This is a genomic window from Psychroserpens algicola, from assembly GCF_014526325.1.
Classification (GTDB): Bacteria; Bacteroidota; Bacteroidia; order Flavobacteriales; family Flavobacteriaceae; genus Psychroserpens; species Psychroserpens algicola.
This window is the reverse complement of sequence record NZ_JACNMJ010000007.1, coordinates 155295-171086: the sequence shown is the minus strand read 5'-3', so window position 1 is coordinate 171086 and position 15792 is coordinate 155295. Positions and strand designations below refer to the sequence as shown.

The window sequence follows — 15792 nt, the reverse complement described above, 5'->3', positions numbered from 1 at the left end:
TTTCTATCGCACGAAATCATACACAATACGTTGTGTGTAATTAAAAACCAAATCAACTATAATTTCATAAATGGATTATTTTTTCGAAATTTCAATTATAATATTTACAGCTATATTAACCATTATTCCATTTACTGGTGATTTATGGATAAAGAAAAAAAGAAAATTTAAGTTTCATAAAAGAGGTATCGCTTTTATAGTGTTTTCAATTCTTGGTTTACTTTTTACTATTGTGCACATAGTAAGAGAAATTAATCAACAAGGAGAAAGAGATTCTACAATAAATAAAACTCTTGATAATACGGAAAAAATAGTTTCTAGAGTAGAAATAAGCGCTCTAGAAATGGAAACAAAATTGGCTAGAATTGATAGTTTAAATACTAAATTAGATTCACTCAACTCAAAGACCATAAATTCGATAAACACTAGAAATAATATTTTAGATAATTTCAATGAGTTAAATTCTCGAATTAGCAAAATATATAAACAAGAAGAATTAAAAATTAAACAAGCAGTACCATTAGTAAATATTTTGGATAAGGTTGATTGGGAAATAAAAGACAGAACATATCAAATCAGTATATTTTTTACTAATACAGGAAATCGAGTCGCGAAAAATTTTGATTTAAAAATCACGTATTTCAATGTAAATCAAAATAATAGTATAACAAGTCACAGTTTTATAACAGAAGACTTACATGGGACATCAGACCTGCCTAAAGGAAAGAAATTACTTTTCACAGTACCAGTGAGTCAATCATATTATAGCAAAAATGATTTGAAACAAGGATATATGATTGTTGATTTTAATTATTCTGACTTCATTACTGGAGAAAAATTTTATGGATCGGAAAGATTTATTTGGAGAAGTCTAGAATTAGATAATTTATCTTGGAAATATATGCCAAAAACAATTTCCAATCAATTAGATGAATATTTAAAAAGTAACAATATTAAATTAAATAAATAACTACACACAACACCGTGTATAGCTAATTACTAGTACAGCTTGTACTCGGAAAATCCTACGGATTTCCCTAATGGTTCGTTTTCTTTTACTAATTTAGACCTTGCCTACGTAACTAACCATACACAAACACGTTAGCTGTAATTAATGAAAAATATTATTCTCATATCAATTTTAATAATTGGCAATATTATTTTTTGTCAAGAAACTTTCAGTGAAAAAATTTTAATTGAGAAATCGAATCAAATAATTGAAAAATATTCTGAGCGAATTCTTACATCGGAAAAAAAAGATACAACATACGGTTCGAATTTTTTAGTAATGACTAGATATTTTGATAAAGAAAAAAAACTTGTTAAAAGGATTAATATAAACCCAAGAAGTTCACTTGGATTTACTGGACCTAGGACTGAAATATATGAGGCTAACGGAAGAATGATTGTGGCAAAGAATGAAGATTCTTCTGGAAGAATATGGTATTTATCTATTAACGAATATGACAATTCTGGAAACCTTGTAAAACAAACTATGTTCGATATGAAATTTATTAATACTAAACTTTATGAATATGACTCTGATAACGAATTATTAAAAGTGAGTTTTTATAATAATAAAGGTCGAAAAGTAAACTCTGAAAAAAGAACGAAACGGAAAAAACAATATTCTCTGAATTAAAAACACTACAGCTAACAACGTGTATAATTCATTGTTTGGTTCGTGTGTACTCGGAAAATTCCTGCGGAATTTTCCTATGGTTCGTTTTCTTTTACTAATTTAGACCTAGCCAACACAACGAAATCATACACAACACGTTGGCAGTAATTTGAGAAAATGATAAACGAATTTGAAAATATTCTTAGAAGATTAATAATCTCCTTAATTGGTTCGAAAGATTCTACAGATTATAAAGTTCCTTCGGATAGGATTGATAAATGGAAAGAAAAAAGAGAAATTGATTTAAAAAAAAACAAAGGCATCCAATTTGAAAATAGACTTATCTATTTTTCTGACTTTTACGACATAAAAACTGTTATCGACAAAAATTGGGAGTTGTTTTTACCGATTTTAAAAGACAAAAAGAGGTTTGACGTTTTTTTTAAAGAAATAGAAAACTATAGAAACACAGTAGCACATGGCAGAAATTTAACTTTAAGTCAAAATTTATTGCTTGAAGGAATCTTAACAGACCTTAAAAATTTAATTACAATCTATCATAACAAAAACGAAATGAAAAGTGATTTCTTTATTGAAGTAACTAGAATAAATGATAATCTTGGAAATATTTGGAGTAAATCAGACAGTTGGGAAAAACCAATTCTTAGAGTTGGTGATGAATATGAATTATTCATAGAAGCAAATGATCCCAAAGATAGAGAAATTGAATATGAAATATTCACTCTCAATGGTTTTAAAATAAAGCAAAAATCAAACAGATTTAACTTTACAGTAGAAAATATATTGGTAGGAAAAAGCACAACACTATATATCAATGCCTTTACACCTAGTTCTGATTACAAAAATAGTGATGGACCATTATTAAATATAACTGTACTGCCTATTTAAAAGAACTACTGCCAACAACGTGTATAATTCATTGTTCGTTCTGTGTGTACTCGGAAAATTCCTGCGGAATTTTCCTCTGGTCAGTTTTCTTTTACTAATTTAGTCCTAGCCAACACAACGAAACCATACACAAATACGTTGTAAACAATTTAAAACAAACTACAAACTGAAATAAAAAATGGCAAAATTTTTAAACACGACAGGTGTTTCATATCATTTAGAAGAATTAATCAAAAACACAAGTGACCGATTAATTTTAATTAGTCCATATCTTCAATTTCATAAACGAATTAAAGATCATTTGGAGAATTTAAACATCCAAAAAAAAGACATTCGAATTATTTACCGAGAAAACAAATTACAAGTTGCTGAAAGCAATTGGTTGGAGAGTCAAATAGGAATTAGAACAAGCCTCTGTAATTCTCTTCACGCAAAGTGTTATTTGAACGAAAATGAAGCGATTGTAACTTCAATGAATTTATATTCTTTTTCACAACAGAATAATGATGAAATGGGAATTCACGTCACAAAAGAAAAAGATGCAGATTTATACAATGACATTTATAACGAAGTTCAAAGACTTTTAACAATTAGTGAAGAAATACGAATTTCTGTCAAAAAAGTAGATAAAGAAATTGAACTGAAAACTGAAGAAAAAATTAAAAAAGTCCAAGAAAATAAGGACTATTCAAAATCTAAATTATTAACTACAAAAGAGTTATCAAAACTAACTGGATTGAGCAGCCGAAAAGTTAATAATTGGTTTACCGAAAATAAACTGATGTATAAAAAGGAGGACGATTGGATCACAACAAAACGCGGAAAAGAAACTGGAGGAATTGAAAAAAATGGACAATATGGACAATTTGTTGTTTGGCCAGAGAATATAGCAAAACACATAACCGAATAAAAAAACTGTTTACAACACCGTATATAATTAATTGTTCGGTCTGTGTGTACTCGGAAAATCCTACGGATTTTCCTCTGGTTCGTTTTCTTTTACTAATTTAGTTCCAGCCAACACAACTAATCATATACAAATACGTTAGCAACAATAGTGCATGAGCAAAATTCTGGTGTTTTATCTAAAGTAGTTTCTAGCACAAATGTTCCGGATTTGATTTAAACAACTTCTCTTCTATCCTTTTTTGAAGAACCAAACGCTCTGTGGTTCGTGTATTTTTCAAACTTATCGGAATCTTATACATACTTGCCAAATTTTAGTGGTGCGTTATGAATCGTTCTTTTCCAAAAAAGGTGTCTGTCTTTAAATCAATGTTGCAACCTAAATGCTTAAGTGTGACCTGTACTTTTTTATGATCGTAAAGGGTTCTTGGGTGTATCTGCCAAATTCGCCAAAGCATTTCTGATTCGGTTGCATGTGATAATCAGCTTTCTTTTTCACATCCAATGGTTCGTGTTGCCCTAAAGTGGCTAACAGCGTGTATAATTCATGCTTAAAAATTGCTTCAATTTTTAATTCTTATATTTAATCTATAATTTCGAGGCAACGGAAAATCTATCGATTTTCTATCGCACGAAATCATACACAATACGTTACAACAAATAGCTCCAAGAAAAATCGAGCAGAAAAGTAAACTTCTCTAATCCTGTAATTTTCTCTTACTCAAACTCCGAATACTAAGCTTGTAATATTTGTCCTTGAAAAGTAGTTGATGTGATTATCGGAATTACTTACTCTATCGAAAAGTTATATTGTTACTATCCTGTAAAAAGAGTTTAATCTTAAAACTATGTCTTTTTATGTAACAGATTTTTAAAGCTTTATGAAGTAAAAATCTAAATCATGAAGAAAAAATCAGCCTTATTTTTTTTTTGAATTTTAAGTAACTAAATTCAGAAAAACTGTTCTGGCTTTTAAATTTATCTGAAAAGCTACAAAGCGTTTTTATAAAACACTTTTCGCTACTAAGTGGTAAAAGCAAAACTTGCGTTTAGCTTTTTATTTATTTAATTTTTCTCATCTGTATCGATAAGCAGGATCTGCTTACTCAATTGGGTCGCTACTTGATTGTAACAACGTGTATAATATATTGCTGTTAATAGCTTACTCGGAAAATCCTACGGATTTTCCTTTGGTTAGTGACTTTTTACTAACTTAGTTCCTTAACAACGCAACACATCATAACACGAAGCCGTTGGCAGTAAGATGAAGAAACCTATGAGATACATTATAACCTTTCTTTTATTAATTATAATCACTTCCTGTAATTCAAATCAAAAAACGGAATCTAACTCAATCTTTGGAAAAGATATTGATGGAATGTTTGGGATTTTAAGCACGAAAACTGATCAATCTATTATATTTCTGATGGATGATATTCACGCAAAAATTTTAAGAAACGATTATGACAGTTTAAGTTTAATTAAAATTCAGAAATACGATAAACTCACGAAAGATTATTTAAAATATTTGAACGGAATTGAAAAGCAGTACGCTGAAAATAATGTTAATCCTTTTTTTACCAATGGTAGATATTCCGATAAGGGAACTGAATATATAAAGAAAACGGAATTGTACGAAAAAGAGCTTTTAAAATTAGCAAATAACAATCAAACAAAGAATAGAATACGTGCTAAAGCTGGAGCATATAGCGTATTTGCAATAAATGGATACGAAGCTAAACATTTGGACTATTATTTTGATGATTTACCACATAAAGGAATTGTAACTTATTTAAAATTTAGACAGCAAAGTATATTGGAACTTGAAAAAGATTTCCTGAATGAAATATTGATTAAACCTGAACAAAATCCTACTGCCAACAACGTTTATAACTAATTGCTTGATCTGTGTGTACTCGGAAAATCCTAGCGGATTTTCCTACTGGTTAGTTTTCTTTTATTAACTTAGTTCTCGCCAACGCAACTAGCCATACACAAATACGTTGGCGGTAATTTAAATGAACCATAGAGATAAGTATTATATAGAACTAGCCGAAATAGTTCACCAAACTGTGGTGAATTGGGATCCATTAGCTTTGATTTCAAGTGGAGCACCAAAAGACAAATATGACTCCATTGAGAAAAGATTTCTGAGCGGATTAATCAACTTGGAGCCTGATGAAAACATTAAAAATAAGGTTAAGAAAAACCTTGAGTACTTCGGTGTTGATTTTGAAGAAATTGGTTCTTATAAAGAAATAGAATTGGATTCTGAAATCTTAAAAATTCTCGCGGAATTGAAGAAGCATATTGCCAATGACGAATAAAGGTCTGAATTGAATGAAATATCTGAAAACAAAAAAAGCAACTAATTGGCCAATGGAAAAAAGCTGGAAAGAAAAGCTCATTAGCGGAATTTTGTTTTTTATTCCAAAATCAAATCCTGACTATAAAAATAAAATGTATTTGGTAAAAAGTTGGTTAATTGAATTTTTAGAAACTGACGGAGAGCTTTCACCTTGGAGGGAAATTGCATTGGACGAAAATGAAAATCCGGTTTTTGCTGGACCTGACGAGCGGAATTATGGATTTTGGTGTGATACGAATATGAAGTTTGAGGATTTTAATGGCAAACCTATCGATAAAAATGAATTTGAGCGGCTTTGGGAAAAATCTGGAGTAAAAGCATTAGAAATATAAAAAACTACCGCCAACAACGTGTATAATTAATTGCTTGGTTTGTGTGTACTCGGAAAATCCTAGCGGATTTTCCTATTGGTTCGTTTTCTTTTACTAACTTAGTTTTTGCCAACGCAACTAACCATACACAAATCCGTTGTGCTTCATTATCAGAAACCACTAACCAATGATAAAATTCTTTAGAAAAATTAGACAAAATTTACTTTCAGAGGGAAAAACTGGAAAGTATTTTAAATATGCCCTAGGAGAAATTGTGCTTGTCGTTATTGGAATTTTAATAGCATTACAAATCAACAATTGGAATGAAAATAGAAAGCAACAAGCTGAAATTACTGATATTTATAAGCAGATTGTACTCGATTTAGATAATGACATTGACGAATTTTCAAACGTTATCAAATATTACAATTCTATAAAACCCGTTTACGATGCTGTTATTTCAGATACTAGAACTATAGATTTATTGGACGACGGTTTGTCTCGATTAATGAACAGAATTACAGCGACTAATATGAATAAAGGCGGTGTTGAACGCTTAAAATCAATTGCTTCTAAAGATAGTCTATCATTGTATTTGATTGAAATATATGATACTGGAACAGTCATTAATACTATGGAGAAAGAAATTTCTGATGAAATTTGGTTAGTTATAAATTCATTTAGAGACAATTACAGTTGGTATCCCGAATGGATAAGTAAAACAATAACAAAAGATAATAGCAGTAAGGAGCTACAAGATTATTTTGTAAATAGTCAAGAATATAGGCATTATGTAATTAGTAGTTACCACAAATTATATAATAATTATATACCGATTTTGGAATATGGTATAGTAGAATTGGAAAATATAAGGAAATTAATTAATGAACGAATAGATAAATAACGAAAGCACAACAATGGCTATAAGTAATTGCTTGTTCTCACCTACTTCTGAAAATCCTTTCGGATTTTTAACTTGGTGTGTACTTGCTAAGTTTAACGCTAAACCACGCAACTACTCATAGCCGAGGCCGTTGTAAGTAATAAAAACTCTGAATGAAAATTAAGGCATTTTTTTTGATTATTTTGCTAACTCTCTCTAATTGTAAAGAAAAAGAAACTGAATTCGGAAACGTAAATCAAATTACGAAGGATGAAATAACTGGAGGTTTTGATAGAAAAAAATATCCGATTCTTCAAAAAGCTATAAGTCTAAAAGAAAATGGGTCATTTGAAAAGGCGATTGATAAATTTGATGAAGCAGAAAAAAAATATGGTCCGATGCTTTCAATCTATCTCAATAGAGGTGTAACTTATTTTCAGTCAGGTTTACCAGAGAAATCCATTGCCAATTTTACTAAATGTTTAAATATTGATAGTGAATATTATGCAGCCTTAAATAATCGTGGAATTGCTTATGTTCACATAGAACAATATAAGAATGCAATTGTTGATTTAACTAAAGCTATTCAAATAATACCATTAGAACCATCAACTTACTTAAACCGAGCAATCGCATATAATCAAATTGGCAATGACGAATTAGCTTGTAAAGACTTAAAAAAAGGAATAGAACTTGGTATAGTTGTTGAACGAATTCCAAACTATTTGAATTCAGATTGTGGGTTTTAACTACTTACAACAACGTGTATAATTCATTGTTCGGTTCGTGTGTACTCGGAAAATTCCTGTGGAATTTTCCTCTGGTCAGTTTTCTTTTACTAATTTAGTCCTAGCCAACACAACGAAATCATACACAACACGTTGTGCATAATAAAACCATCCATGAATCTAGAGAAAATAAAAAGTGTAATTCCTATTTTATCTTTGTTAATAATATTTTCAAGTGCAATAAAGCTGATTACATTTTATAACAAATTTCATGTAAACATAATTGATTATATGAATTTATCTGAATTTACATTTTCATTTGTTGATGATATTTATAGTTATGCTATAGCCATATCTTTCACTTTTATTCTCTACTTTATTGATGATTTTGTAAACATTAAAAAAAAAGTTTTAAGTGATCAAGAAAAGAAAAAGAAAATCAAAAAATTTTATGTTTCCTTCCTTATTATGAGTTTTGCGGTTATTAGCATTTCTAATTTTCTAGCCATTTATTTTATAAATTGGATAGTATATTTCATTTGTATATTAGGTGTTCTTGTAATATTTGGAGTATATGTCAATTTTTCTACACAATATGGTACTTTAACTAAATATTATCTTTTAATTCCAACTCTATTTTTTTATGCATATGGACAAGCTAAATTTGATCAAAGCCTTATTCTTGAGAGAAAAATTGGTAAAACTTATTCAATAGTTATAGATGACAAAAAAATAGTTTCTGATGAGAATTTTGTGTTTATTGGAAAAACAAATGACTATACTTTTTTCTTTGATTTGATAAAAAACAAAGCAACTATTTATAATAATAGTGATATTAAACTTAGAACTATTTCTAAGTAATTACTATGCACAACAACGTGTATAATTCATTGTTTGGTTTGTGTGTACTCGGAAAATTCCTGCGGAATTTTCCTTTAGTCAGTTTTCTTTTACTAATTTAGACCTAGCCAACACAACGAAACCATACACAAATACGTTGGCAAACATTTGAGAATCGATGACTAAAAAGATAATTTGCATTTGGATTGGAACTTTTGAATCAGAAAACAAACTCTACAAAAACTATCTGAATTTTGATTATGAAAACGAAGATGAACCTGAATCTGAATTCGGAAAAGATGCTGAATTGGAATATTATGATGAGGATTTTATGGAAAGTTGGTGGTTTAAAAAACTGACTTTGGAAAATCTGGTCGAACACAAAGATGACTTACTCGACTCTGAATATTTTTTCGATGAACTTATTGCGGAATTAAAAAATAGAGATTTAACAAATCGGAATTCGATTTCGTTCTTATTTGGAGAAAATGGAGAACACTCAACAAATGAAATGCTATTCGAATACAACGGAATGAAAATGAATAACAAACCAATTGAATTCGTTTTTCGAAAAGAATATGAACCGAAATAAAAACGATTTGCCAACAACGTGTATAATTAATTGCTTTGGCAAGTGCTTATTTGGAAAATTCCTTCGGAATTTTCTCGCGTTCGTTTTTGTTTACTAACTTAGTTCCTTAACCACGCAACTAACCATACACAAAACCGTTGCCCACAATACTAGAAAAACAGAACGAAATGACAATATTTAGAGTTTTAACAGCAATAATTTTCGCAACCATTCTGATTAGTTGTAACTCTGAAAAATCGAAAAACAATTTCGAAAAAGAGAATATAAATCAAACAGAAATAGAATCTGATACTCTAACGAAGCACATAAAATCATTCAAATCTGAATTGCCAACAATCGGACTTTTGATGTATAACGGAGTTTTACAAAGCGAAGTAATTGCTACTTCAGATGTTTTCGCAAAACCAACCGAAAGCGGAAAACAAATTTTTAATGTAATCACAATTGCAGAAACTGAAAAACCAATCACAACCGAAGAAGGAATTAAAATTTTGCCTGATTTTACATTTAAAAATTGTCCAAAATTAACTGCTCTTTTTGTGCCAAGTGCTTATGATATGTATGCACAAGTTAACAACGAAAAAATAGTAAACTTCATAAAAAAGAAAAATAAAGAAACTGAATATGTTGTGAGTAATTGTGCTGGAGCTCAATTAATCGGAAAATCTGGAATTGCAGATGGACATAAAATCGTTACTTGGATTGGTGGCGGAGAACAGCTACAAAAAGATTATCCGAATTTAAAAGTACAGAATGATAGCTTGATAACTTTTGTAGAAGATGGAAAATTTAGTTCGTCAAATGGAAATTTGGCAAGCTATATTTCAGCATTGAATCTATTGGATAAAATGACCAATTCAGAACATAGAAAATTTGTAGAGAGTTATTTGTATCTCGACCGACTTCAAAACTGGAAAAAATAATGTACTGTGGGCAACAACGTGTATAATGCATTGCTACCACTAGCCTACTCGGAAAATCCTACGGATTTTCCTCTGGTTCGTGACTTTTTACTAACTTAGTTCCTTACCAACGCAACACATCATTACACGAAGCCGTTGGCTGTAATTAAAAACTCAATATAAAAATGATAGAACAATTAGTAAATAATATAAAATGGAATTACTGAAAAACTTGAAAATTGGGGGAATTATATTTCTAATAATGAGTCTATATTTTTTTTATAAGCGATATGATGTAATTCGTGAAATCATAGGAGGTAGAGATATCAATCTAGTAGAAATAGAAATTCTAATATTACCTTTAATTTTGATGATACTTGGCCTTACGCTAATCCTTAAGAAAAGCAAAAAAAATGAAAACAAAGATTAAGATTATTCTATTTTTTACGATTTTTTTAACAAATATCAATATTTCAACCGCTCAAGAGAGTGATTATATTACTGAAATTACCACATTCATAAAAAAGTTGAATTCAGAGTTAAAAAGTATTTTTAAAGATGAAAATAAAGATAAGATTATAAGAGAGATAAATTACCTTCAAAATGATTTAACAGCATATCTTAATGCAAGAAGAGTATTTATGAATTACATGAAACTTAAAGATTATGAAATTGTTAATGATGAAGAAGCTCGAATGCATCTCAAAATTTTAGAATTAAGGCTTAGGAGCTTACTATCTCGATCAAAAGAACTCAGTTTATTCCTAAATAAAGAAAGAAGCGATATTTTTTTAATAATTGAATATCAAGAGCAACAAGGAGGATTTCTTTCTGATTTGACAGGTCATGTCGAAGGGTACGATTATGGTTCAATGACAAAAGATGAAATAAAAAATGATGCCTTATCTATTTACGACAAACTTTTACAAGGATTATCTGCTATGGATGATTTAAAAATTAAAATAAACGATGATTAACTACAGCCAACAACGTGTATAGCCAATTGCTATTCTGTGTGTACTCGGAAAATCCTTCGGATTTTCCTCTGGCTCGTTTTCTTTTACTAAATTAGACCTAACCAACGCAACGAGCCATACACAAATACGTTGTACAACATTAATCTAAATGAAAGTTGAATTTAATCAATTAAGAAAAGTATATAAGGAGGTTAAAGACTTCCTTGAAAATGCTTCTGGAGATAATGTAAACGGACTGAACACAAAAATAGCCGAAGATTTAGGACTTTGGGGAGGTGACAATTATTTTTTATTAGAGGAATTTGTAACAAAGAATAATCTGAATTTTGACAAGTTTGATTACAGCCAGCATTTTGAAAGTGAAGGAGTATTATTTAATGGAAGTAATGCTTTAATCGGACTTTTGACTTTACCGTTTCTTATTGTCACTCGAATCATAAAATGGATTTTTCCAAAGATCAATACACCTTTTGACAATTCTTTTCTTCCTAAGAAAAACGAAAAAATTGATTTGACATTTGGAGACTTAATAGTTTGTAAGTTAAAAGGAGAATTTTGCTTACGAAAAAACACACTAATCGAAATATAACATTGGACGAAAGAGCTTTTAAGACATTAATAGAATATTTAGAAAAAATACCTTCAATGACAAAACCTATTTCATTCGGTTCGGATGATGAAGGATTTTGGTGGGTGAAATTTCAACTTGACATAACAAATCAATTAGCTTGGAATGTAGTTCAAGAATTAGGTTGTGTCGTCAATTACCTTTCGATTAATGAAAGATTACCAACCGTTTTTTACCCAGTCTCACCTGCACCTTATATGAATGGCGGACCAGAAGACTTTTTATCTTGGATAATTGAGACAAAGGACAAGGAATTTAAACCTGGAACATTAATGAAATGGTTAGATGGTAGATTACCAAATCCAGTAGAAGATTTAGAACAATGGGAAATGGAATAAAAACGTTGTACAACACCGTGTATAACTAATTGCTATTCTGTGTGTACTCGGAAAATCCTACGGATTTTCCTCTGGTTCGTTTTCTTTTACTAAATTAGACCTACCCAACGCAACTAGCCATACACAAATACGTTAGCAACAATAGTGCATGAGCAAAATTCTGGTGTTTTATCTAAAGTAGTTTCTAGCACAAATGTTCCGGATTTGATTTAAACAACTTCCCTTCTATCCTTTTTTGAAGAACCAAACGCTCTGTGGTTCGTGTATTTTTCAAACTTGTCGGAATCTTATACATACTTGCCAAATTTTAGTGGTGCGTTATGAATCGTTCTTTTCCAAAAAAGGTGTCTGTATTTAAAACAATGTTGCAACCTAAATGCTTGAGTGTGACCTGTACCTTTTTATGATTGTAACGGGTTCTTGGGTGTATCTGCCAAATTCATCAAAGCATTTATGATTCGGTTGCATGTGATAATCAGCTTTCTTTTTCACATCCAATGGTTCGTGTTGCCCTAAAGTGGCTAACAGCGTGTATAATTCATGCTTAAAAATTGCTTCAATTTTTAATTCTTATATTTAATCTATAATTTCGAGGCAACGGAAAATCTATCGATTTTCTATCGCACGAAATCATACACAATACGTTGCCAACAATAGCGGAATCGACTCAGACGCAAACAGTTCGGAATTAAAAAAACAAAGGATATTTCGGAATAAAATACGCTGAATTTCAACTCAAATGTGGAATGACAAACTAGACGGAATTTGAGCAAGTTTGTGGAATTTATTAACGTTACAAAAAACGGAACTGGACGTGGAAAATCACTCTTGCGGAATTATGCTCGTTGTGGAATTATTTACTCAAACGTGGAATCACAAACTCCTCAGAATTTAATCATGTTTGCGGAATCAAAATTGTGAAGGAATAATAAAAACGGAATATCTAACTTGAAGTTTTCATCGAAAAAATCAAAAGCTACTGTAGGCAACAACGTGTATAATATATTGCTCCTTCTAGCCTACTCGGAAAATCCTACGGATTTTCCTCTGGTTCGTGACTTTTTATTAACTTAGTTCCTTACCAACGCAACATATCATAACACGAAGCCGTTGTAAGCAAGACGACTAAACCAAGAAACATTATGACTTCAGAAGAATATGATAGATTATCAATTCCCTATCAAGTATTAACAAAAAGATTTTATGAAAATCAAACATATTATAACGACGGTTTTTATAGATGCTATAATCCTAAACATTATATCGTAAGAGATAAGCATCTTGAACAACTAAAAAGGTTTACTGAATTAAGTTATAGAGACATTTATACCGAAGAATACATAAATGCGTATCCTTTTGGTGATACTTATCTTGATTCTAAACTTGTTAAAATTGAGGAAAAAAGAGTTTGTTTAAGTACAGAACTTGGGCAAGTATTTCTTTATTTGCTTGTGTCAAAATTAAAAAAAGGAATTACTCAATATGTGGAATTGATTAAAAAATTACAAGATGAAAGAAAAGGACTTATTAAATCCAAAAATGATGGAAATACAGTTGTAATACCAATCTTTTTTTTAGAGAGTATAAAAGGACAATTTGAAATTATTGATAATTACAAATTTGTATTTCATTTACTAGCCAAAACAAATTCTGGCTTTTTAATGAGAGATTGGAATAGCAATATTGAAGTAAATTTGAACAGAATAAGCGGATTATTGGATAGTGTTAAGAATTTCGATTTCTCAAAAATAAATGATTAATAAGAAAAAAGTCCAGCTCACAACAACGTGTATAATTCATTGTTCGTTCTGTTTGTACTCGGAAAATTCCTGCGGAATTTTCCTCTGGTCTGTTTTCTTTTATTAATTTAGACCTAGCCAACACAACGAAATCATACACAAATACGTTAGGCACAAGCTGAAAAAACCATTGATATTGAATAACGAATTGATAAGCATTCTAAAAGCCATTTTGGCTACTCTACTCTATCTCATTGGAATTGAACTTATCGGTTCTTGGTCTCTTATAGCAGAAACAATTGGATTCGAAAGCCACTACAAATATTATTTCTTAATTCAAGGAACTTTACAATTAATTGGAGTTTTGATTTTTATCTATTTTGTAAGAAAACGGACTTTCAAAAATCTTATTAAAAAAACTCATCGAAAATGGTATTTATTTGCTCTAATATTGGGTATTTCATTTGTATTTATGCAAACACCTTTAAAACAGATTTACAACTTATTATTCGGAACTGAATACTATATTGCTTATAGATTTGATGGCTTGCCAAAATTCAAGAATATAAATATGATTTCTGCTATCCTAATGATTCCTATCGGAGAAGAATTGTTCTTTAGAGAATATATCCAGAATAATTTACAGAAAAAACTAAATAAAATAATTGCAATTTTATTGGCTTCTCTATTGTTTGCTTTAATTCATTCGCCTTATATGAATTTGATATTGGAATCCTCAAATCAAGATTGGCATTTATTCTATTTGACAATATTTGGAGGAATAATATCTGGAATTTTATATTATAAATCGGAATCAATTGGACCATCAATTGTTTTTCATATGTTTTGGAATATAATGGTTTACATTGTCTGAGTTGAATAAAAGCCAGTGCCTAACAACGTGTATAACCAATTGCTTGGTCTGTGTGTACTCGGAAAATCCTAGCGGATTTTCCTATTGGTTCGTTTCCTTTTTACTAACTTAGTTCTCGCCAACGCAACTAGCCATACACAAAACCGTTGTACGCAATTTGAGAATGCACGAAACTGAATCGCAAATAGAGACAATTATTGAATTGGAAAAATGGCTGAAAGAAAATTGCTATCCAATGAATAGTTATAGCATAAATGGAAATACTATTTATGAAGGTCGTGGACTTGAAAATAATGGTGGACTTTACCAATGGTATTATACAGAACGTGGAGAAAAAAGTATTTTGGAATACTTTGCTACCGAGAAAAACGCTGTTCAATATGCTCTGAAAGCAATAAAAGCAGACGAACACGCAAATCGGAATTATATTGGAATGTATAAATCTGACACAGAAGTCGAGCAAATATTAACCGAACTCAAAAAACGTGGAATTGAATATTGGACTGACAAAATTCCCTATGGAGGAATGAATGATTGGAGAACTCGAATTTTTGTAATTGGTTGCGGAATTAAAAACGCACGGGACTTAATAAAAACTGAACTCTGAATGATTAACACAAAAAAAATCATACTTCGGATTGCCGCCATCTCCAGTATAATTCTGATTCTGCTAGTTGTATTTTTCATATTCATAATCAATAAAAATGGATTTACGGAATTTGATGAAAAGTCAACTAAAAACCAGCAAATTAAAGTCAAAGAAGAGAAACTTTCTCTTGGGTTCCTAGCTGGTAAGGAAATTTTCCAAACGGACTGCAATATGTGTCACCCTGGAAAAAGTCAGTTGCATTATAATTTAGATAACGCTCTTGAAGAAATGGAAATTGAATATTTTAAACTGTATCTGACCAAACAAGATTCATTAATTTTAGTAAAAGACAATTTTGCAATTGCTATTAAAGAAAATTACGGAAACATGGGTAATAGTCACAATTTCAAATACTCAGATGAAGAATTAAACCAAATTATCGAATATTTAAAGTAGAAAACTGCGTACAACAACGTGTATAACTAATTGCTAATCTGTGTGTACTCGGAAAATCCTTCGGATTTTCCTCTGGTTCGTTTTCTTTTACTAAATTAGACCTAACCAACGCAACTAGCCATACACAACAC

At 30.3% G+C, this 15792-nt stretch carries 19 protein-coding genes; all 19 read left to right on the top strand.

What is annotated here, in order from left to right; translation table 11 throughout:
* The first annotated feature begins 70 nt into the window (after nucleotides 1-70).
* The 19 genes from H7350_RS14540 (at nucleotide 71) to H7350_RS14450 (ending at nucleotide 15661) form a co-directional block, all read left to right on the top strand.
* On the top strand, nucleotides 71-970 hold the full coding sequence (locus H7350_RS14540) for a hypothetical protein (protein ID WP_204346644.1): 900 nt from the start codon (nucleotides 71-73) through the stop codon (nucleotides 968-970).
* Nucleotides 971-1114: 144 nt separating this feature from the next.
* The gene (locus H7350_RS14535) at nucleotides 1115-1642 is read left to right on the top strand and encodes a hypothetical protein (RefSeq protein ID WP_204346643.1); all 528 of its coding nucleotides are present in this window, start codon (nucleotides 1115-1117) and stop codon (nucleotides 1640-1642) included.
* 156 nt (nucleotides 1643-1798) lie between these two features.
* On the top strand, nucleotides 1799-2530 hold the full coding sequence (locus H7350_RS14530) for a hypothetical protein (RefSeq protein ID WP_204346642.1): 732 nt from the start codon (nucleotides 1799-1801) through the stop codon (nucleotides 2528-2530).
* Between the two features lie 178 nt (nucleotides 2531-2708).
* On the top strand, nucleotides 2709-3440 hold the full coding sequence (locus H7350_RS14525; RefSeq protein ID WP_204346641.1) for a phospholipase D family protein: 732 nt from the start codon (nucleotides 2709-2711) through the stop codon (nucleotides 3438-3440).
* 1272 nt (nucleotides 3441-4712) lie between these two features.
* A complete protein-coding gene (locus H7350_RS14520) occupies nucleotides 4713-5333 on the top strand; it encodes a hypothetical protein (protein ID WP_204346640.1) in 621 nt (206 codons plus the stop codon).
* A 121-nt stretch (nucleotides 5334-5454) separates the two neighbouring features.
* Nucleotides 5455-5763 (top strand): hypothetical protein, encoded by a 309-nt coding sequence (locus H7350_RS14515; RefSeq protein WP_204346639.1) that lies wholly within the window; start codon nucleotides 5455-5457, stop codon nucleotides 5761-5763.
* Between the two features lie 13 nt (nucleotides 5764-5776).
* Nucleotides 5777-6136, top strand: coding sequence for a hypothetical protein (locus H7350_RS14510; protein WP_204346638.1), 360 nt, complete (start codon nucleotides 5777-5779; stop codon nucleotides 6134-6136).
* 166 nt (nucleotides 6137-6302) lie between these two features.
* On the top strand, nucleotides 6303-7019 hold the full coding sequence (locus tag H7350_RS14505; RefSeq protein ID WP_204346700.1) for a DUF6090 family protein: 717 nt from the start codon (nucleotides 6303-6305) through the stop codon (nucleotides 7017-7019).
* A 152-nt stretch (nucleotides 7020-7171) separates the two neighbouring features.
* Nucleotides 7172-7747: a tetratricopeptide repeat protein gene (locus H7350_RS14500; RefSeq protein WP_204346637.1), complete on the top strand. Its 576-nt coding sequence runs from the start codon at nucleotides 7172-7174 to the stop codon at nucleotides 7745-7747.
* Nucleotides 7748-7900: 153 nt separating this feature from the next.
* Nucleotides 7901-8587: a hypothetical protein gene (locus tag H7350_RS14495; RefSeq protein WP_204346636.1), complete on the top strand. Its 687-nt coding sequence runs from the start codon at nucleotides 7901-7903 to the stop codon at nucleotides 8585-8587.
* A 157-nt stretch (nucleotides 8588-8744) separates the two neighbouring features.
* Nucleotides 8745-9158 (top strand): immunity 22 family protein, encoded by a 414-nt coding sequence (locus H7350_RS14490; RefSeq protein ID WP_052461130.1) that lies wholly within the window; start codon nucleotides 8745-8747, stop codon nucleotides 9156-9158.
* A 167-nt stretch (nucleotides 9159-9325) separates the two neighbouring features.
* A complete protein-coding gene (locus H7350_RS14485; RefSeq protein ID WP_204346635.1) occupies nucleotides 9326-10081 on the top strand; it encodes a DJ-1/PfpI family protein in 756 nt (251 codons plus the stop codon).
* Between the two features lie 392 nt (nucleotides 10082-10473).
* Nucleotides 10474-11037 carry a hypothetical protein gene (locus tag H7350_RS14480; protein ID WP_204346634.1) on the top strand — a complete coding sequence of 188 codons (564 nt, stop codon included), beginning with the start codon at nucleotides 10474-10476 and terminating at the stop codon, nucleotides 11035-11037.
* Nucleotides 11038-11185: 148 nt separating this feature from the next.
* Nucleotides 11186-11626, top strand: coding sequence for a hypothetical protein (locus tag H7350_RS14475; RefSeq protein WP_204346633.1), 441 nt, complete (start codon nucleotides 11186-11188; stop codon nucleotides 11624-11626).
* A gap of 56 nt (nucleotides 11627-11682) precedes the next feature.
* Nucleotides 11683-12003 carry a hypothetical protein gene (locus H7350_RS14470; protein WP_204346632.1) on the top strand — a complete coding sequence of 107 codons (321 nt, stop codon included), beginning with the start codon at nucleotides 11683-11685 and terminating at the stop codon, nucleotides 12001-12003.
* A 1142-nt stretch (nucleotides 12004-13145) separates the two neighbouring features.
* Entirely contained in the window at nucleotides 13146-13763 is a 618-nt protein-coding gene (locus H7350_RS14465; RefSeq protein WP_204346631.1) for a hypothetical protein, read from the top strand.
* 175 nt (nucleotides 13764-13938) lie between these two features.
* Complete coding sequence (locus H7350_RS14460) at nucleotides 13939-14616, top strand: CPBP family intramembrane glutamic endopeptidase (protein ID WP_204346630.1); 678 nt, start codon at nucleotides 13939-13941, stop codon at nucleotides 14614-14616.
* Between the two features lie 235 nt (nucleotides 14617-14851).
* The gene (locus tag H7350_RS14455; protein WP_204346629.1) at nucleotides 14852-15223 is read left to right on the top strand and encodes a hypothetical protein; all 372 of its coding nucleotides are present in this window, start codon (nucleotides 14852-14854) and stop codon (nucleotides 15221-15223) included.
* Entirely contained in the window at nucleotides 15224-15661 is a 438-nt protein-coding gene (locus H7350_RS14450) for a c-type cytochrome (RefSeq protein ID WP_204346628.1), read from the top strand.
* Nucleotides 15662-15792: the final 131 nt, after the last annotated feature.